At 68.7% G+C, this 19,315-nt stretch carries 17 protein-coding genes; 12 read left to right on the forward strand and 5 right to left on the reverse strand.

Features of this window, described 5'->3' with window-relative positions; translation table 11 throughout:
* Positions 1-26 precede the first annotated feature (26 nt).
* A complete protein-coding gene (locus tag MFM001_RS15260; RefSeq protein WP_116376137.1) occupies positions 27-1,415 on the forward strand; it encodes a class II 3-deoxy-7-phosphoheptulonate synthase in 1,389 nt (462 codons plus the stop codon).
* Positions 1,416-1,490: 75 nt separating this feature from the next.
* Here MFM001_RS15260 and MFM001_RS15265 read toward each other — a convergent pair whose 3' ends face one another.
* Positions 1,491-2,639 carry a protein kinase gene (locus tag MFM001_RS15265; RefSeq protein ID WP_116376284.1) on the reverse strand — a complete coding sequence of 383 codons (1,149 nt, stop codon included), beginning with the start codon at positions 2,637-2,639 and terminating at the stop codon, positions 1,491-1,493.
* Positions 2,640-2,718: 79 nt separating this feature from the next.
* On the opposite strand from MFM001_RS15265, the gene MFM001_RS15270 reads away from it, so the two are divergent.
* Positions 2,719-3,123 carry an Rv2175c family DNA-binding protein gene (locus tag MFM001_RS15270; RefSeq protein WP_116376138.1) on the forward strand — a complete coding sequence of 135 codons (405 nt, stop codon included), beginning with the start codon at positions 2,719-2,721 and terminating at the stop codon, positions 3,121-3,123.
* Here the strand turns inward: MFM001_RS15270 and MFM001_RS15275 are convergent.
* Together MFM001_RS15275 and idsA2 are read right to left on the reverse strand one after the other, a co-directional pair.
* Positions 3,110-4,621 (reverse strand): alpha-(1->6)-mannopyranosyltransferase A, encoded by a 1,512-nt coding sequence (locus MFM001_RS15275; RefSeq protein ID WP_116376139.1) that lies wholly within the window; start codon positions 4,619-4,621, stop codon positions 3,110-3,112. The genes MFM001_RS15270 and MFM001_RS15275 overlap by 14 nt on opposite strands.
* 5 nt (positions 4,622-4,626) lie before the next feature.
* On the reverse strand, positions 4,627-5,706 hold the full coding sequence (gene idsA2 / locus MFM001_RS15280; RefSeq protein WP_116376140.1) for a bifunctional (2E,6E)-farnesyl/geranyl diphosphate synthase: 1,080 nt from the start codon (positions 5,704-5,706) through the stop codon (positions 4,627-4,629).
* Between the two features lie 179 nt (positions 5,707-5,885).
* Between idsA2 and MFM001_RS15285 the strand changes: the two genes are divergently transcribed.
* Positions 5,886-6,779, forward strand: a complete 894-nt coding sequence (locus MFM001_RS15285) for a mycobacterial-type methylenetetrahydrofolate reductase (protein WP_116376141.1) — start codon at positions 5,886-5,888, stop codon at positions 6,777-6,779.
* A gap of 51 nt (positions 6,780-6,830) precedes the next feature.
* Here the strand turns inward: MFM001_RS15285 and MFM001_RS15290 are convergent, their stop codons facing one another.
* Both MFM001_RS15290 and MFM001_RS15295 read right to left on the reverse strand, forming a co-directional pair.
* Positions 6,831-7,481, reverse strand: coding sequence for a DUF3153 domain-containing protein (locus MFM001_RS15290; RefSeq protein WP_116376142.1), 651 nt, complete (start codon positions 7,479-7,481; stop codon positions 6,831-6,833).
* A gap of 69 nt (positions 7,482-7,550) precedes the next feature.
* The gene (locus MFM001_RS15295; protein ID WP_192886963.1) at positions 7,551-8,150 is read right to left on the reverse strand and encodes an N-acetyltransferase; all 600 of its coding nucleotides are present in this window, start codon (positions 8,148-8,150) and stop codon (positions 7,551-7,553) included.
* A gap of 206 nt (positions 8,151-8,356) precedes the next feature.
* Here MFM001_RS15295 and MFM001_RS15300 point away from each other — a divergent pair, with 206 nt between their 5' ends.
* The 9 genes from MFM001_RS15300 (at position 8,357) to murD (ending at position 19,307) form a co-directional block, all read left to right on the forward strand.
* The gene (locus MFM001_RS15300; protein ID WP_116376144.1) at positions 8,357-8,746 is read left to right on the forward strand and encodes a DUF3040 domain-containing protein; all 390 of its coding nucleotides are present in this window, start codon (positions 8,357-8,359) and stop codon (positions 8,744-8,746) included.
* Positions 8,747-9,065: 319 nt separating this feature from the next.
* The gene (gene mraZ, locus MFM001_RS15305) at positions 9,066-9,497 is read left to right on the forward strand and encodes a division/cell wall cluster transcriptional repressor MraZ (RefSeq protein ID WP_045382941.1); all 432 of its coding nucleotides are present in this window, start codon (positions 9,066-9,068) and stop codon (positions 9,495-9,497) included.
* Positions 9,472-10,626 carry a 16S rRNA (cytosine(1402)-N(4))-methyltransferase RsmH gene (rsmH, locus tag MFM001_RS15310; protein ID WP_116376145.1) on the forward strand — a complete coding sequence of 385 codons (1,155 nt, stop codon included), beginning with the start codon at positions 9,472-9,474 and terminating at the stop codon, positions 10,624-10,626. The genes mraZ and rsmH overlap by 26 nt, the downstream gene beginning before the upstream one ends.
* Entirely contained in the window at positions 10,623-11,729 is a 1,107-nt protein-coding gene (locus tag MFM001_RS15315; protein ID WP_116376146.1) for a hypothetical protein, read from the forward strand. Before rsmH ends, MFM001_RS15315 begins: the two co-directional genes overlap by 4 nt.
* A gap of 56 nt (positions 11,730-11,785) precedes the next feature.
* Positions 11,786-13,696 (forward strand): penicillin-binding protein 2, encoded by a 1,911-nt coding sequence (locus MFM001_RS15320; protein ID WP_238159217.1) that lies wholly within the window; start codon positions 11,786-11,788, stop codon positions 13,694-13,696.
* A gap of 113 nt (positions 13,697-13,809) precedes the next feature.
* Positions 13,810-15,318 (forward strand): UDP-N-acetylmuramoyl-L-alanyl-D-glutamate--2,6-diaminopimelate ligase, encoded by a 1,509-nt coding sequence (locus MFM001_RS15325; protein ID WP_116376148.1) that lies wholly within the window; start codon positions 13,810-13,812, stop codon positions 15,316-15,318.
* Positions 15,315-16,799 carry a UDP-N-acetylmuramoyl-tripeptide--D-alanyl-D-alanine ligase gene (gene murF, locus MFM001_RS15330; protein ID WP_116376149.1) on the forward strand — a complete coding sequence of 495 codons (1,485 nt, stop codon included), beginning with the start codon at positions 15,315-15,317 and terminating at the stop codon, positions 16,797-16,799. Before MFM001_RS15325 ends, murF begins: the two co-directional genes overlap by 4 nt.
* A complete protein-coding gene (mraY, locus tag MFM001_RS15335) occupies positions 16,796-17,875 on the forward strand; it encodes a phospho-N-acetylmuramoyl-pentapeptide-transferase (protein WP_116376150.1) in 1,080 nt (359 codons plus the stop codon). Before murF ends, mraY begins: the two co-directional genes overlap by 4 nt.
* Position 17,876: 1 nt before the next feature.
* Entirely contained in the window at positions 17,877-19,307 is a 1,431-nt protein-coding gene (murD, locus tag MFM001_RS15340; protein WP_116376151.1) for a UDP-N-acetylmuramoyl-L-alanine--D-glutamate ligase, read from the forward strand.
* Positions 19,308-19,315: the final 8 nt, after the last annotated feature.

The raw sequence follows: 19,315 nt of genomic DNA on the forward strand, positions 1-19,315 counted from the left end.
CTGCGGCGGCCGGTTACCATAGACCGGTGAGCTGGACCATTGACCTACCGATCGACCAGTTGCCGTCGCTGCCTCCGCTGCCGGAGGATCTGCGGGCCCGGCTGGACTCCGCGTTGGCCAAGCCCGCGGCGCAGCAGCCGAGCTGGCCGGCCGACCAGGCCAAAGCGATACGCACGCTCTTAGAAGCCGTGCCGCCGGTGACGGTGCCCTCGGAGATCGTGCGGCTGCAGGACATGCTAGCCCAGGTCGCGCGCGGGGAGGCGTTTCTGCTGCAGGGCGGGGACTGTGCGGAGACGTTCGTCGACAACACCGAGCCGCACATCCGGGGAAACATCCGCGCCCTTCTGCAGATGGCGGTGGTGCTGACCTACGGCGCCAGCGTGCCAGTGGTCAAGGTGGCCCGTATCGCCGGCCAGTACGCCAAGCCGCGGTCCGCCGACATCGACGCGTTGGGTTTACGGTCGTATCGCGGCGACATGATCAACGGGTTCGCCCCGGACGCCGCGGCGCGCGAACACGATCCGTCGCGGCTGGTGCGGGCTTACGCCAACGCCGGCGCCGCGATGAATTTGGTGCGCGCGCTGACCTCGTCGGGGCTGGCGTCGCTGCATCTGGTGCATGACTGGAACCGGGAGTTCGTCCGGACGTCGCCGGCCGGCGCGCGCTACGAGGCGCTGGCCGCGGAGATCGACCGCGGGTTGAAGTTCATGAGCGCATGCGGCGTGGAGGACCGCAACCTGCAGACCGCCGAGATCTACGCGAGCCACGAGGCGCTGGTGCTCGACTACGAGCGGGCGATGCTGCGGTTGTCCAACGCCGATGACGGCGAGCCCCAGCTGTACGACCTCTCGGCGCACTACCTGTGGATCGGCGACCGGACCCGGCAACTCGACGGCGCCCATGTCGCGTTCGCCGAAGTGATCTCCAACCCGATCGGCGTCAAGATCGGCCCGACCACCACTCCCGAGCTGGCGGTCGAATACGTCGAGCGCCTCGACCCGCACAACAAGCCGGGCCGGCTGACGTTGGTGAGCAGGCTGGGTAACAACAAGGTGCGCGACCTGCTGCCGCCGATCATCGAAAAGGTGCAGGCCACCGGGCATCAGGTGATCTGGCAGTGCGACCCGATGCACGGCAACACCCACGAGTCGTCCACCGGATACAAGACGCGGCACTTCGACCGCATCGTCGACGAGGTGCAGGGCTTCTTCGAGGTGCACCGCGCGCTGGGCACCTACCCCGGTGGCATCCACGTGGAGATCACCGGCGAGAACGTCACCGAGTGTCTCGGTGGCGCGCAAGATATTTCGGACACCGACCTGGCCGGCCGCTACGAGACGGCGTGCGATCCACGGCTGAACACCCAGCAGTCGCTGGAGCTGGCATTCCTGGTCGCTGAGATGCTGCGCGACTAGGTTTTGCCCTACGCCGAGTGTGGCGTTGTTGTACGTTTTTCGCGCAATAGCGTGGCACAACAGCACATTCGGCGCTCAAAGCAGTCCGGCGAGATTGCTGCCGATCGTCCACGCGGCTGCGGCAACCATCCCCGTGATGGCCAGCACCACCGCTATCCAGATCAGCACCATGCGCTGAGCGTGTTGCCGCGCCCAGATGAACTCGCTGATCTCGATGCCCGCGAATTGCCCTGGCGTGTCCGGGTATTCGGGCTCGTCCGACCACTCGCGGGTGAGCTGGCGGGTCGGGTGGCGCACCTTCTCGGTCGTCTGGTCGGCCCGACCGCGATACATCGCCGCCGACCGGTGCTGCGCCGAGTTGCGGGGTGCGGGCACGCGGAACTCCGGCAGGTCCAGGTCGTCGGCGAGGCCGTCCAACGCGGCGCCCATCTCCAAAGCGTCGGCGTATCGGCCGGCAGGGTCGCGCGCCGTCGCCTGCGCGACGAAAGTGTCGAATTCCCTTGGCACACCCTCGATTCGCGCGCTCGGTCGCGGCACGTCGGTGTCGAGCCGTTGATAGGCGACCGACAACCCGGAGTCGCCGGTGAACGGCGTCTGCCCGGTCAGCAGCTCATAGGTCACGATTCCCAGCGCATACACGTCGCTGCGCGGGGTGGCTTTGCCGTCGCGCACCTGCTCCGGTGACAGGTAGGCGGCCGTGCCGAGAATGACGCTGGCAGAAGTGATTCCGGCCGCCGCGACGGCGCGGACCAATCCGAAGTCGGCGATTTTTACCTCGCCGTCGTCGGAGATCAACACGTTCTCGGGTTTGACGTCACGATGCACCAGTCCGGCGCGGTGCGCGACGGCCAGCGCGCCCAGCACCGGGCGCAGCACCGCGGCGACGGCGTGTGGCGGCATCGGACCGCGTTCGGCCAGTAGCTCGCGCAGGGTGCCGCCCTCGATCAGCTCCATCACCAAAAACGGGTGCCGCGCGTCGAGGCCCTGGTCGTAGACCGCGACCAGCCCGGGGTCCTTGAGCCGGGCCACGCTGCGGGCCTCCAGCTGAAACCGGGTGAGGAATTGCTCGTCGCCGGCGTAGCGCGAGTCCATCACCTTCAATGCGACCGGCCGGTCCAGCCGTTCGTCGACTCCGCGGTACACCGTCGAGGTGCCGCCGGTGGCGATCTTGGCCGCAACGCGGTAGCGCCCGTCGAGCAACGCGCCGACCAGAGGATCCGTCACGGGCTCATCGTAGGCGCCGTCGCGAATTCGGCCCGAAACCTGCACTCAGCGCGCCGGAATCGGCTCTACACTGGGCGCGATGAGCAGTATTCCGGCCGGCGACGACGTCCTGGATCCCGACGAACCCACCTACGCCCTGACCGACGTCGCCAAGTTGCTGGGTGTGCCGGTGACCAAGGTGCACCAGCAGCTGCGGGAAGGCCACCTGGTGGCGGTGCGGCGCGCCGGCGACGTGGTGGTGCCGCGGGTCTTCTTCACCGAAACCGGCCAGGTGGTGAAAAGCCTGCCCGGCCTGCTGATGGTGTTGCACGACGGCGGTTACCGCGACACCGAGATCGTGCGCTGGCTGTTCACCCCGGATCCGTCGCTGACCGTCACCCGCGACGGCACCCGCGACGCCATCAGCAACGCACGGCCCGTCGACGCGTTGCATGCCCATCAGGCACGCGAAGTGCTGCGCCGGGCACAAGCTATGGCGTACTGAGACTTTCGGCCTCTTCGACGCGCGGCTCGGGTGCCTGATACAGCGTGTACCACGCGATCAGCGCGCAGCCGGTGGCGATGATGACGTGGATCCACGAGTACATGCCGTGGGCCCCATCGGGTTTGAAGATGACCATGACCCAGGTGGAAAACCCGGCGATCGCCGCGAGCGCCCGCCGCGACTGGGCGAGCGGGGCCACCACCGCCAGCGGCCAGGTGTAGTACCACGGCAGCGCGGCCGGCACGAACAACACCACGACCAGCATCGCCCACGCGGTCCCGGTGAGCGCCTCGCGGTCGTTGTGGCGGAACCGCCACCACAGCAGCGGCAACGCGACGGCGATGATCACGATCCCCGCGGCCCGGGTGACCTGTAGCACCGCGTAGAAGTTGACCGGGAAGAACCACCCGCCGATCGCGTGGACCAGGTTGGCCACGGCCGTCGGCACCGTCAGCCAGTTGATGATCTTGACCGACCCCGCCAGCGCAGTCAGCCAGCCCAGACCCACTCGCGCCACCGCGGACAACACCGCGAAGACCGCCACGAAGATCAGCACGGAGGTCGCGCCGGCCGCCGCGAAGGCACGCAGCGGCCGGTACCCCCGTCGGTCGCCGAGATGACGCATCCACACCCAGACCAGGAACGGCAATGCGATCCCGGCCGTGGCTTTGACCGCCACCGCGACGGCGACCAGCGTGATGCCCGCGACGGGGTGGCGCTCGAGGGTCAGCGCGATGCCGGCCATCATCAGCCCCACCATCAGCATCTCGTTGTGCACACCGCCCATCAGGTGGATGATCACCAGCGGATTGAGCACGCAGATCCACAGCGCGGTGGGCGCATTGGCGCCCAGATGGCGGGCTATTCGCGGTGTGGCCCAGATCAATAGCGCCAACCCGGGCAGCATGCACAGGCGCAGCACCATGGTTCCGGCGATCACATGATTGCCGACCGCCATCGTGACCAGCTTGGCGATCAGGATGAACGCGGGACCGTACGGCGCCGTGGTGATCGTCCAGATGGGACTGACGTTGTCCAACAAGGGGTTCGGGTTGTCCACTGGGCCGACGGCATACGGGTCGAGGCCGTCGCGCAGCAGCGCGCCCTGGGCCAGATAGGAATAGGTGTCACGGCTGAAGACCGGCACCGACAGCAGCAACGGCGCCAGCCAGAATCCGGTGGTGGCCACCATCGTGTATTCGGTTGCCTCGCCGGCGATTACCCGGCGGCCCAGCCGAAGCCAGGCGATCAACATCAGCGCGACACCCAGCCACAGCAGCACCGACGACAGCACCAGACCGTGCCCGAAACGCAACCAGGACAGGTGAAGCGTCTCCAGCACCGGATCGTGCGGTTTGGTGCTGCCCGCGCCGAGTCCGCCCGCGGTGATGAGCACGGCACCGCCGCCGCCCAGCAGCGCCGGCCGGGCCTCAGAAGACGCGGTGAATTCACGTAGTCGCGAAAGATATTGCGTGGCAACAGGCGTCGGAGTGGACATGCGGCTCAGGCGGATCGATTCGCGGTCAGCCTGGCCAGCTCGGACAGCCCTGCTTTGGCCGGCGCGTTGATGGGCGCAGCGGCCAGGGCGGCCAGTGCACGCCGGGTCAGCACGTCGATTTGTTCTTCCACCGCGGCCAGTGCGCCCACCCCTTCGATCACAGCGCGCATGTCGCGCACCTGCGGGTCGGTCAAGTCGGTGCCGATCGAGGACCGTAATAGGTTGGCCGCCACCGGATCCGACTTGTCGGCCATCTCGATCGCGGTGCCCAGCAGCACGGTGCGCTTGCCGGACCGCAGGTCGTCACCGGACGGCTTGCCGGTTACCGCCGGGTCGCCGAACACGCCCAGCACGTCGTCGCGCAGCTGGAACGCCAGCCCCAGATCGGTGCCGACCTCATGGAAAAGGGTGTGTACGTCGGGGCGATCCGCGGCCGCGGCGGCCCCCAGCTGCAACGGCCGCGACACGGTGTACGAGGCGGTCTTGTAGGTGTTGACTGTCATCGCCGAGGCGATCGACTCGGCGGCGCTGGCCTCGCCGACGATGTCCAGGTACTGGCCGCCGAGCAATTCGGTGCGGATGTCCGCCCAGACCTGCCGGACCCGGCGGCGCGCATCGTCGGGCAGATCGACCCCGGCGACAATGTCGTCGGCCCAGGCCAGCGCCAGGTCGCCGAGCAGGATGGCCGCCGACATGCCGAATCGTTCCGACGATCCGTTCCAGTGCCGATCGCCGTGCAGCACGGCGAATTTCACGTGCGTGGTCGGTCGGCCGCGGCGAGTCGCCGACGCGTCGATCACGTCGTCGTGCACCAGCGCCGAGGCGTGCAACAACTCAAGGGACGAAAACAGCAGCAGCACTTGCGCATTCGGGCTTGTGGGCGACACCGCGCGCCAGCCCCAATACGCAAAGGCCGGACGCAGTCGCTTGCCGCCGCCGAGCACGAACTCTTCCAGCGCCGCGACCAGCGCGTCGTACTCGGGTCCGATATGAGCTGCGTCATTGCGACGGCCACGCAAATACGCCCGCAACTGGTCGGTGATGGCGTCGGCGAACTCGACGGTTGCCGTTGCTTCGACGCTCAGCGCGCCGCCCCTTTCTCTCCTAGCCGCCCTGGGCCGACAGTCTATGTCGCCTGACGCCTATGCTGTCGTGATGACCTGCGCCTAGGTCGCCCGGCGTCGTCAGACGACGCGGCAGGGCGAGGCGCCGGCGGTCGGCCTGCCGCGGCGGGAAAGCTAGCCATCCGATGAGGAGCAGCCTTGTGAGTCTGAACACCATTGCGCTCGAGCTGGTGCCGCCCAACGTGGATCGCGGTTCCCAGCAAGCGATCGATGACGCCCGCAAGGTGCTGCAGTTCTCCGCGGATGCGGGACTCGACGGACGGATCGGACACGTCATGATTCCCGGGCTGATCGCCGAGGAGGACGACCGGCCCGTCGAGATGAAGCCGAAGCTGGACGTGCTGGACTTCTGGTCGCTCATCAAGCCCGAGCTGCCGGGGGTGCACGGATTGTGCAGCCAGGTCACCGCTTTTTCCGACGAGGCATCGCTGCGCGGGCGGCTCACGGATCTGGTCGACGCCGGGATCGAGGGCATTGTCTTCGTGGGTGTTCCGCGCACCATGCAAGACGGCGAGGGCTCCGGGGTGGCGCCGACCGACGCACTGTCGATCTACCGCGATTTGGTGCCCAACCGGGGCGTGATCTTGATTCCGACGCGGGAGGGCGAAACCGGTCGTTTCAACTTCAAGTGCGAGCAGGGTGCGACGTTCGCTCAGACCCAACTGCTTTACTCCGACGCGATCGTGCGGTTTCTGGCCGACTTCGCAAAGGAAACCGATCACCGGCCCGAGATCCTGCTGTCGTTCGGCTTCGTGCCGAAGGTCGAGAACCGGGTGGGTTTCATCAACTGGCTCATCCAGGACCCGGGCAACGCCGCCGTCGCCGAGGAGCAGGCGTTCGTCAAGACGCTGGCCGGCAGCGAGCCCGCGGAGCGGCGCAAGCTCATGCTCGACCTGTACAAGCGGGTGATCGACGGTGTCGCCGATCTCGGCTATCCGCTCAGCGTCCATCTCGAGGCCACTTACGGTGTTACGGCGGCGGCTTTCGAGACGTTCGCCGAGCTACTGGACTACTGGTCGCCGCCATCGCGCTAGCGGCGATCGCAAGCCCGGTGCAGCCGGGCGCGGCGGGTCGCCGCCATCGCGCTAGTCGGGCGGCTCGTCACCTGATTCGGCGAAGCGCGGCGAACGATCGCGGCCGTACCAGGCCAATCCGGCCACTATCCCGGCGACCGCGATGGACGCCAGGCCCAGCCAGAGCGCTGCGCCACGGAACGAACGGGTGCTGGGATCGGTGTAGCGGGCCTGGGCCGTCATCGTGCTGACCACGCCCGGCTTGAGCTTCCAGACCACCATGTCGGAATCGACTCGCTCGCCGTTGGTGGAGGTCACCGCGCCGGGGAAGGCAACGCTGAGCTGGACGTCGGCGTCGGGATCGGTCAGTGACGTCAGGTCCGCCCGGCCTTCCAGGATCACCAGATCGCCGGCTCGGCGCAGCGTCAGGTTCACGCCCTGAGCGTCGGGGTTCATGTTCGCCAGCTGCGGTAGCTCGGCGAAGGTCAAGTCGGAGAACACCGCTTGGGATCCCACGTAGCCGTCGCGGTCGTATTTGGAGATCGCCACCTTCTGGCTGAACGGGATGTTGGGGTCGAGCTGTGGTCCGGCGTCCTTGTCGTTGCGTGGTTTGGCGGCGGCAATGATCTCGCCGGACACCGTGTCGTCGGGGGAGATGGTGAGCGACGCCTTGACCCGCAGGCATCCGGTGGCGATCGGCACCACCAACAGCAACATGGCCATGGCAAGCAGGCGGCGCTGCGTCAGTCGCCGGGTCGGGGCATGCACCAGGTCATCGTGCCAGACCTGTTGCTACAGCGGCAGCGCACGGCCCAATATCGCGAACGCCCGTGGGTCCCCGGCGAAGTGGTAGCCGCGGATGATGTCGATGAAGCCCAGCCGTCGGTACAACCGCCACGCGCGGTTGGCCTCGCCGTTGATTTCCGGTGTCGACAACAGCACATTCGCCTCGCCTCGCCCGGCCAGCAGCCGCCGCGTCAACGCCTCGCCCAGTCCGCGGCCCTGCGCCCGTGGATGGATATGCAATTCGGTCAACTCGAAGTAACTGGTCATCAGGCGGGCGATCTCCGGGCCCGGCAGGCCGCCGCGCTGCAATCCCGACACCACTTGCTGCTGCCACCACTGATCCGGCGCGCCGCAGTAGCCGTAGGCCACGCCCAAGAGCGGCGCGTTGCTCAGTTGTTCGGCCGACGGTATCCCGCCGGGTTCGACGTCGACCTCCACCGCAGCGACGGCCTGCCAGCCGTGACGGTGGATGTGCTCCAGCCACATAGCGGCACGCTGGTTTTCGGTGCCGGCGGGATAACGCATCGCGTCGACGTACACGCCCAGGGCGTCGTCGAGGCGGCGCTGCATATCGTGCGGCGACAGATCGATGAGGAATGTCGCCAACTCGCGGTGTCCTCCTCGGAGGGTCATTGGTGCCATGCTTCCATCGCCATTATCTTCGCGGCGGTCTCGGTTCGGACCGGCAATCTGACGCAGTTACAATCTGCTGACGAACCAGTGGTACGGCGCAGATCGACCTCGTATCATCTGAGTTAGTTGCCCACATAACGGGTATCGTCACGTCATAGCTTGTCGGCAAGGAGGGACGAATGCCACTCTCCGATCATGAGCAGCGGATGCTCGACCAGATCGAGAGCGCTCTCTATGCCGAAGATCCCAAGTTCGCCTCCAGCGTTCGCGGCGGTGGATTACGCGCGCCCACGGCGCGCCGGCGGCTTCAGGGCGCTGCGCTGTTCGTAATCGGCTTGGGCATGCTGGTTTCCGGGGTTGCGTTCAAGGCCACGATGATCGGTAACTTCCCGATTCTTTCGGTGCTCGGCTTCCTGGTGATGTTCGGCGGTGTCGTTTACGCGATCACCGGTCCGCGGCTGTCCGCCAAGCCGGATCTCCCGGGGCCGCGGCAGCGTCGCAGCAAGGGTACTGGCGGTTCGTTCACCAGCCGGATGGAAGATCGGTTCCGCCGCCGCTTCGACGAGTAAGCGTCAAGCCGACCAAGGGGTAGCCGCCGGCTGCCCCTTTTTTGTTTGCGCCGGCCAGCCTGTTGGCTGCTCGATGCGCCGCCGTGACCCCAGCGTGACCCACTACGCCCCACCACGTCCTTGAAAGCGGTGTGAGCTGCGCATTTCTTCGCGGTAGTCAACTCCGTCCGGTGGCAGCTCCTCTCGGTCGTCTCCCGGCGAAAAGGGAAAATGCCGATGATCGGCCAATAAATGGGGCGAAGTGGGGGATTGTGGGGTATGGTGGCTGAAGTCGGGAGAGGCGGAGTGAAGGCTCCGCCCCGTGGCGGGAGGTGGCCAGATGTTCTTGGGCACCTACACGCCCAAGCTCGACGACAAAGGGCGGCTGACGCTGCCCGCCAAGTTTCGCGACGCGCTGGCAGGAGGGTTGATGGTCACCAAAAGCCAAGACCACAGCCTGGCCGTCTACCCGCGCGCCGAGTTCGAGCAACTGGCCCGCCGGGCCAGCAAGGTATCCCGAAGCAACCCGGAGGCACGGGCGTTCTTGCGCAACCTCGCCGCCGGCACCGACGAACAGCACCCCGACGCTCAGGGCCGAATCACGTTGTCGGCCGACCACCGCCGCTACGCCAACCTGTCGAAGGACTGCGTGGTGATCGGCTCGGTCGACTACCTCGAGATCTGGGATGCGCAGGCCTGGCACGACTACCAACAGACCCACGAAGAGAACTTCTCCGCGGCCAGCGATGAAGCACTCGGCGACATCATCTGAGGCGCATGCCCGTGCACCGTGGCCTCTGCCCGAACCGACCCTGACGTACTTCCCCAACGCCAGGTTCGTGCTCTCGGACAGGGACCTCGATGTGCGGGCGATCGCCGTCGCTCCCTGGGGAGGTGTTGCCGTGCCTGATGCCACAGGCGATTTCGGTCATGTACCGGTGTTGGCCGAACGCTGTGTCGAGTTGCTCACCCCGGCGCTGACCCGACGCCACCCCGACGGAACGGGTGCACTTCTCGTCGACGCGACCCTCGGCGCCGGTGGGCACGCGGAACGATTCCTGGCCGCACTGCCCGGTCTCCGGCTGATCGGCCTCGACCGCGACCCGATCGCGCTGGACATCGCCAGCAAGCGGCTGGCGCGCTTCGCCGACCGCATGACGCTGGTACACACCCGCTACGACGGCATCGCAGCCGCCCTCGCTGAATCCGGTTACGCCGCAACAGGTTCGGTGGACGGAATCCTGTTCGATCTCGGTGTTTCGTCCATGCAGCTCGACCGCCCCGAGCGTGGCTTCTCGTACGCGCAGGACGCGCCATTGGACATGCGGATGGACCCCGGCTCGCCAGTGAGCGCAGCCGACATCGTCAACCGCTACGACGAGGCCGAGCTGGCCGACATTCTGCGTCGCTACGGCGAAGAGCGCTTTGCCCGCCGCATCGCTGCACAGATCGTCCGACGCCGGGCGACAACGCCGTTCACCACGACGGGTGACCTGGTTGAGCTTATCTACCAGGCGATTCCGGCACCCGCCCGGCGCACCGGCGGACACCCGGCCAAACGAACGTTCCAGGCGCTGCGCATCGCGGTCAACAGCGAGCTGGATTCGTTGACCGCCGCCCTGCCGGTGGCGCTCGATGCCCTGACCGAAGGCGGACGCATCGTGGTACTTGCGTATCAGTCTTTGGAGGACCGGATCGTCAAGCGGGCGTTCGCCGATGCCACCGCGTCGCGTACGCCCACCGATCTGCCGGTTGAACTTCCCGGGCATGCAGCGCAATTCACGTCGCTGACCCGTGGCGCCGAACGCGCCGACGACACCGAAATTGAGCGCAACCCGCGCAGCGCCGCGGTCCGGTTGCGGGTTGTGCAACGACTGGAGTCAAGGAGGGGCGACCGATGAAGGCCAAACGCCAAGCGCCGCAGCGCCGCGACGGCGAGCGCCGTCGCGAGGCTGCCCCTCCAAAAAGCCGGCGCCGCCCGGTTGAGCCGACGACGGGTCGTCGTCCGAAAAAGGCCTCCGCGCCGGCCCGCGAGCCTCGGGCACCGCGGTCTGCGCCGCAGACCACGCCCACACCCCGGCTCGCTGAGCGCTCGGCCCGGCCCAAGAGCACCAGCCAGGCCAAGGCACGCGCCAAGGCGCGGAAAGCCAAGGCGCCCAAGGTTATCCGGCCACCGCTGCGAGAACGGCTGCTGACCCGGCTGGCGTCGATCGACCTGCGGCCGCGCACGCTGGCCGCCAAGGTGCCGTTCGTGGTGCTGATCATCGGCTCGCTGGGCGCCGGACTGGGCGTCACGCTGTGGTTGTCCACCGACTCCGCGGAGCGGTCCTACCAGCTGGGCAATGCCCGCAAGACCACTCAGCTTCTGCAGCAGCAGAAGGAGGCGCTCGAACGTGACGTGTTGCAGGCGCAGGCCGCTCCGGCGCTGGCCGAGGCCGCCCGCGGCCTGGGGATGATCCCGACGAAGGACACCGCCCACCTGATCCAGGATCCCGGCGGCAACTGGGTTGTCGTCGGCACGCCCAAGCCGGCCGAGGGCGCTCCGCCGCCACCGCTGAACACCAAGCTGCCGGACGAAAAGCCCCCTGCACCACCGGCTCGGCCCAATTCGGTCGAGGTGCCGATGCGGGTCACGCCGGGTGCGCCGGTCGTTCCGGGCCAAGCCGGTCCGGAGGTCATGGTCCGCGACCCCAATGGTGCGACGACGCTGGGCACCCAGCATTTGCCGCCCCCGGACATGCCGCCGGTGCCCGGCGCACCCGCTGCACCCGGCGTGGTTCCACCCCCGGGTCCGCTGCCCGCGCCGGGCCCGCCGCTTGTCGTGCCCGCGGCTCCTGATGTGGTGCCCCCAGCCGCCGCAGCGGCTCCGCCGGCAGCGCCGCCCGTCGCGCCGCCTGCAGCCGCAATGCCCGTCGTTCCCGTCGCACCGCCTGCCGCACCGCCGCCGACCAACGGTGAGCAGTTCGGTCCGCTGACCGTCACGACTCCGGGCGCGGCAAGGTGAGGGGCGCAAACCGCGGCCGCGGGCGGTCGTCGCAGCCGGCACAGCGCGGCCATGACGTGCGGAAGCCCAGGCGCACAAAGGAATCCGTCACAAAGGCCAAGAAGAACGCCGCATCGGGTCATTCGGCGCGGCAACGCCGTACCCGGCAGGCGGCCGAGCTGGGGGTGCGCGGCGCGTCGTTCGTCTTTCGGCACCGAGCCGGCAACGCGGTCATCTTCGTGGCGCTGCTGGTCGCCGCTGCCCAGCTGTTCTACCTTCAAGTCCCGCGTGCTTCCGGCCTGCGCGCCGAAGCCGCAGGGCAACTCAAGGTCACCGACGTCGAAAAGGCGGTGCGCGGCAGCATCGTCGACCGCAACAACGACCAGCTCGCATTCACCATCGAGGCCCGCGCGTTGACCTTCCAACCGCGCAAGATCCGCAAGGAACTGGCCGAGGCCAAACAGAAAGACGCCAAGGCGCCGGATCCGCAGCAGCGGTTGCGCGACATCGCCAAGGAGGTTTCGGCGCGGCTGAACAACAAGCCCGACAACGCGACGGTGCTGAAGAAGCTGCAAAGCGACGAGACGTTCGTCTATCTGGCCCGCGCGGTCGACCCGGCCGTTGCCACCGCGATCACCACCAAATTCCCGGAAGTCGGCGCCGAGCGCCAGGATTTGCGCCAGTACCCGGGCGGATCGCTGGCCGCCAACATCGTCGGCGGCATCGACTGGGACGGGCACGGTCTGCTGGGCCTGGAGGATTCGCTGGACGCGGCGCTGGCCGGAACCGACGGGTCGGTCACCTACGACCGCGGGTCCGACGGCGTGGTGATCCCCGGCAGCTACCGCAACCAGCACAAGGCCGTCAATGGTTCGACCGTGCAGCTGACCATCGACGACGACATCCAGTTCTACGTCCAGCAGCAGGTGCAGCAGGCCAAGAACGCCTCGGGGGCCCGCAATGTCTCCGCCGTGGTGCTCGACGCCAAAACCGGTGAGGTGCTGGCGATGTCGAACGACAACACCTTCGACCCGTCGCAGGACATCGGTCGCCAGGGCGACAAGCAGATGGGCAACCTGCCGGTGTCGTCGCCGTTCGAGCCGGGCTCGGTGAACAAGGTGATCACCGCGTCGTCGGTCATCGAATACGGCTTGTCCAACCCCGACGAGGTGCTGCAAGTGCCGGGCTCCATCCACATGGGTGGTGTCACCGTGCACGACGCGTGGAACCACGGCGTGATGCCCTACACCACCACCGGCATTTTCGGGAAATCCTCCAACGTGGGGACGCTGATGCTGGCGCAGCGCGTCGGGCCGGACCGCTGGTTCGACATGCTGCGTAAGTTCGGGCTGGGGCAGCGCACCGGCGTCGGGCTGCCTGGTGAGAGTGCGGGCCTGGTGCCCCCGATCGACCAGTGGTCGGGCAGCACATTCTCCAACCTGCCTATCGGGCAAGGGCTTTCGATGACGCTGCTGCAGATGACCGGCATGTATCAGACGATCGCCAACGACGGACTGCGGATGCCGCCGCGGATCATCAAGGCGACGATTGCACCGGACGGCACCCGCACGGAAGAGCCGCGGCCGCAAGGTGTTCGGGTGGTGTCATCCGAGACTGCGCAGACCGTGCGCAACATGTTGCGTGCCGTGGTGCAGCGCGACCCGATGGGCACTCAGCAGGGCACCGGGCCGGCGGCCGCGGTCGAGGGCTACCAGATCTCCGGAAAGACCGGGACGGCACAGCAGATCAACCCGGCATGCGGCTGCTACTTCGACGACGTGTACTGGATCACCTTCGCCGGGATGGCCACCACCGACAATCCCCGCTACGTCATCGGGATCATGATGGACAACCCGCAGCGCTCCTCGGACGGCGCACCCGGCCACACGGCGGCCCCGCTGTTCCACAACATCGCGGGCTGGCTGCTGCAGCGCGAAAACGTTCCGCTGTCGCCCGATCCCGGCCCACCGCTGACCCTGCAGGCCTAAGGCCCGAGGGGCCGTCTCCGCGACCCGTGACGCCGCCGGACGGATAAGGTGTCATGGCCGTTAACGGCGTTGATACGACGTCTGAAAACAGGCAACGACGGAGGTGATGAGGGGTGCCCACTGCGCTGCGGCCCAGCGCCGGGGCCGGCGTGCCGCTGTCGGTGCTGGCAGAGCAGATCGGTGCTGTGTCCGCAGCCGGCAGCGTGGTCCCTGAGCTGCCCGTCACCGGCGTCACGCTGCGGGCCCAGGACGCGCATCCGGGTGATCTGTTCGCCGCGCTGCCCGGCGCGTCGACCCACGGCGCCCGCTATGCCGGTGACGCGGTCGCGCGGGGCGCGGTGGCGGTGCTCACCGACGCCGACGGGGTCGCCGAGATGGCCACCACGGTGCCGGTGCTGATTCACCCGTCGCCGCGCACGGTGCTCGGCGAACTCGCCGCCACCGTCTACGAGCATCCGTCCGAGCGGCTTGCCGTGGTCGGGATCACCGGAACGTCGGGCAAGACCACCACGACCTATCTCGTCGAGGCGGGGCTGCGGGCCGCTGGTCGGACCGTGGGCCTGATCGGGACCATCGGCATCCGCATCGACGGCGCCGACGTGCCCAGCGCGCTGACCACCCCGGAGGCGCCCGCACTGCAGGCCCAGCTCGCGGCGATGGCCGAACGCGGCGTGGACACCGTGGTGATGGAGGTGTCCAGTCACGCGCTGAGCCTGGGCCGCGTCGACGGCGTGCGCTTCTCGGTGGGCGGCTTCACCAATCTGTCCCGCGACCACCTCGACTTCCACCCGACCATGGCCGACTATTTCGAGGCCAAGGCGCGGTTGTTCGACCCGGCCTCGCCGCTGCATGCCCGCACCGCGGTCGTGTGCATCGACGACGACGCCGGCCGCGCGATGGCCGACCGCGCCGAGGCTGCGATCACCGTCAGCGCCGCAGGCGGCGCCGCGGACTGGCGTGCCGAAGAGATCACCGCGGACGCCGGCGGCCACGATTTCACCGCCGTCGACCCCGCCGGCGTGCATCACCGGGTACGAATCGGGTTACCGGGCGGCTACAACGTCGCCAATACGCTTGTCGCACTGGCCATCCTGGATGTGCTGGGGGTGTCGCCGGAGCAGGCGGCGACCGGGCTGCGCGACATCCGGGTACCCGGGCGGCTCGAACAGATCGATCGCGGCCAGGACTTCCTGGCGCTGGTCGACTACGCCCACAAGCCGGGCGCGCTGAGCGCGGTGCTGATGTCGCTGCGTCGCCCCGGCAGCCGGCTGGCCGTGGTGTTCGGGGCGGGCGGCGAGCGCGACCCGGGCAAGCGGGCGCCGATGGGCAGGATCGCCGCGCAGCTGGCCGACCTGGTCGTGGTCACCGACGACAACCCGCGCGGCGAGGACCCCGCCGCCATCCGTCGCGAAATCCTTTCCGGCACAACCGAAGGCACGGCGGAGGTCGTCGAAATCGGCGACCGGCGAGCGGCCATCCGGCACGCGGTCGAATGGGCAGGACCCGACGACATCGTCCTGGTCACCGGCAAGGGCCACGAAACCGGGCAGAGCGGCGGCGGGCAGACCCGCCCGTTCGACGACCGGGTAGAGCTCGCCGCGGCGCTGGAGGAGCGCCGGTGATTCCCCTGACCGTCGCCCAGATCGCCGAGATCGTCGGCGGCGAGCTGGCCGACATCTCGCCCGGCGACGCCGCCGGCCTGCACGTCACCGGGACCGTCGAATTCGACTCCCGCAAGGCCACTTCCGGCGGATTGTTCCTGGCGCTGCCGGGTGCGCGCGCCGACGGGCACGACCACGCCGCGGCGGCGGTGGCCGCCGGGGCCGTCGCCGTGCTGGCCGCCCGGCCGGTCGGAGTGCCCGCGATCGTGGTGACCCCCGACCCGCAGATGTCAAGTCGCGCAGGGGTTCTCGAGCATGACACCGACGGGTCCGGCGCGGCGGTGCTGGCCGCGCTGGCCAAACTGGCGTCGGCGGTGGCCGCGCAGCTCGTCGCCAACGGGCTGACCATCGTCGGGATCACCGGCTCGTCCGGCAAGACGTCGACCAAGGATCTGCTGGCCGCGGTGCTCGCACCGCTCGGCGAGGTGGTGGCGCCGCCCGGGTCGTTCAACAACGAACTGGGCCATCCCTGGACCGTGCTGCGCGCCACCGAAAACACCGACTATCTGATCCTCGAGCTGTCGGCACGTCATCCCGGCAACATCGCCGCGCTGGCCGCGATCGCACCGCCCGCGATCGGGATGGTGCTCAACGTCGGCACCGCACATCTCGGCGAATTCGGCTCCCGCGAGGCCATCGCGGCCACGAAAGCCGAACTGCCACAAGCTATTCCGGCATCCGGAGTGGTCGTCCTCAACGTCGACGACCCGGCGGTGGCGGCAATGGCCGACAAAACCGCCGCCCGGGTTGTCCGCGTCAGCCGCGCTGAACCCGCCGATGTGTGGGCCGGTCCGGTGACCCTCGACGAGCTGGCCCGTCCGCAGTTCACACTGCACGCCGGTGAGCACGCCGTCGACGTCGGGCTGGCCGTGCACGGCGACCACCAGGTGGACAACGCGCTATGCGCGGCCGCCGTCGCGCTGGAATGCGGCGCAAGCATCGAGCAGGTGGCGGCCGCGCTGGCCGGCGCGGGGCCGGTCTCGCAGCACCGGATGCGGGTGACCACCGGCGCCGACGGCGTCACCGTCATCGACGACGCCTACAACGCCAACCCCGACTCGATGCGGGCCGGTCTGCAAGCGCTGGCCTGGATGGCCCGGGGCGGACGGCGCAGCTGGGCGGTGCTGGGCGAGATGGCCGAGCTCGGCGACGACACAATTGGCGAGCACGATCGCGTCGGTCGGTTGGCGGTGCGCTTAGATGTGTCTCGACTCATTGTCGTGGGAACCGGGAGGCCGATGAACGCCATGCACCACGGCGCGGTCATGGAGGGCTCGTGGGGAGGCGAGGCCACCATCGTCGCCGACGCCGACGCGGCCCTGGCACTGTTGCGGGCCGAACTGCAGCCGGGGGACGTGGTGCTGGTCAAGGCGTCCAACGCCGCGGGGCTGGGTGCACTGGCCGACGCGCTGACTGCTGGGCCGACGGGCGCCGCCCGATGATCCAAATCCTCATCGCCGTCGCCATTGCGCTGACGGTGTCGATCGTGCTGACCCCGATGCTGATCCGGCTGTTCACCCGGCAGGGCTTCGGCCACGAGATCCGCGAGGACGGCCCGCCGACTCACAAGACCAAGCGCGGCACACCGTCGATGGGCGGGGTGGCGATCCTGGCCGGCATCTGGGCGGGTTACCTGGGCACCCACCTCGCGGGCCTGGCCTTCGACGGCGGCGGCTTCTCGGCGTCGGGTCTGCTGGTGTTGTTCCTGGCCACCGCGCTCGGCGGTGTCGGGTTCGTCGACGACCTGATCAAGATCCGCCGGTCGCGCAACCTGGGGCTGAACAAGACCGCCAAGACCGTCGGGCAGATCACCGCCGCGGTGCTCTTCGGCGTGCTGGTGCTCGGTTTCCGCAACGACGACGGGCTCACCCCGGGCAGCGCCGACCTGTCGTATGTGCGCGAAATCGCCACTGTCACACTGGCTCCCGCACTGTTCGTGTTGTTCTGCGTGGTGATGGTCAGCGCCTGGTCGAACGCGGTGAACTTCACCGACGGCCTGGACGGGCTGGCCGGGGGAGCCATGGCCATGGTCTGCGCCGCCTATGTGCTGATCACGTTCTGGCAGTACCGCAACGCCTGCGCGACCGCGCCTGGGCTGGGCTGCTACAACGTGCGCGACCCGCTGGACCTGGCGCTGATCGCCGCAGCGACCGCAGGCGCCTGCATCGGCTTTCTGTGGTGGAATGCCGCGCCGGCCAAGATCTTCATGGGTGACACCGGGTCCCTGGCGCTGGGCGGCATCATCGCCGGGCTGTCGGTGACCAGCCGCACCGAGCTCCTCGCGGTGGTGCTCGGCTCGCTGTTCGTCGCCGAGATCGTCTCGGTGGTGCTGCAGATCCTCACGTTTCGCACCACCGGCCGCCGGGTGTTCCGGATGGCGCCGTTCCACCACCACTTCGAGCTGGTCGGGTGGGCCGAAACCACGGTCATCATCCGCTTTTGGTTGCTGACCGCAATCAGCTGCGGCCTGGGTGTGGCGCTGTTCTACAGCGAATGGCTCGCCGCGACCGGTGGCTGAGATGGATTTGTCCGGCACCTCGGTGCTGGTCACCGGCGGCGGAATCACCGGGCAGTCGGTGCTCACGGCGCTGCGCGAGCTGGGCGCGACGGCGACGCTGTGCGACGACGACCCGGCGGTGGCAACCCTGAGCCCGTCGGCCGCCGCCGAGCGGATCGCTGATTTTGCGCTGGTGGTCACCAGCCCCGGTTTCAAGCCGACCGCGCCGGTACTCGTCGCGGCCGCGGCGGCCGGGGTGCCGATCTGGGGTGACGTCGAACTGGCCTGGCGGCTCGACACGTCGGGCCGCTACGGACCGCCGCGGCGCTGGCTGGCCGTCACCGGCACCAACGGCAAGACCACCACCACCTCGATGCTGCACGCGATGCTGACCGCGGCTGGTTTGGACGCCCGGCTGTGCGGCAACATCGGCAACCCCGTGCTGGACGTGCTGCGCGAGCCCGCCGAGTTGCTGGCCGTCGAACTGTCCAGCTTCCAGCTGCACTGGGCGCCGTCGCTGCGGCCGGAGGCCGGTGTGGTGCTCAACATCGCCGAGGACCACCTGGACTGGCACGGCAGCATGGCCGACTACGCCGCCGCCAAGGCGCGGGTGCTGGGCGGCCGGGTCGCCGTCGTCGGACTCGACGATCAACGGGCCGCGGCGCTGCTGGACACCGCGCCGGCGCCGGTGCGGGTCGGCTTCCGGTTGGGCGAACCCGCCGCCGGCGAACTCGGCGTGCGCGACGGGCAGCTGATCGACAGAGCCTTTGTGTCAGCCGGCGCCGACGACCTGGCCCTGGCCGGGGTCTCCTCCATTTCGGTGCCCGGGCCGGTGGGGGTGCTCGACGCGCTGGCCGCGGCGGCGCTGGCCCGCAGCGTCGATGTGCCCGCCACGGCCATCGCGGACGCGCTCGCGTCGTTCCGGGTGGGCCGGCACCGCGCCGAACTGGTCGCCGTCGTCGACGGGATCAGCTATGTCGACGACTCCAAGGCCACCAACCCGCACGCCGCCGAGGCGTCGGTGCTGGCCTACCCGCGGGTGGTGTGGATCGCCGGCGGTCTGCTCAAGGGCGCGTCGGTCGACGAGGCGGTGGCCAGGATGGCGTCGCGGCTGGTCGGGGCGGTGCTGCTCGGCCGTGACCGGGCGAAGGTTGCCGAGGCGTTATCGCGACACGCGCCGGATGTCCCCGTCGTGGAGCTTGTGACAGGCGAGGATGCTGATATGCATGCGACTGCTGAGTCTCCTGTGACTCCTGTGACAAGAGTTGTTGCCCTGCCCGGTGAGGTCACCGGCAGTCGCGTGATGGCCGCCGCCGTGGCCGCCGCCCGCGACTTGGCCGCACCCGGCGACACTGTGCTGCTGGCCCCAGCGGGCGCGTCCTTCGACCAGTTCAGCGGCTACGCCGATCGCGGCGACGCGTTCGCTGCCGCGGTCCGCGCCACCACCCGGTAGGCGGTGGT

Source organism: Mycobacterium sp. MFM001, from assembly GCF_003402475.1.
Classification (GTDB): domain Bacteria; phylum Actinomycetota; class Actinomycetes; order Mycobacteriales; family Mycobacteriaceae; genus Mycobacterium.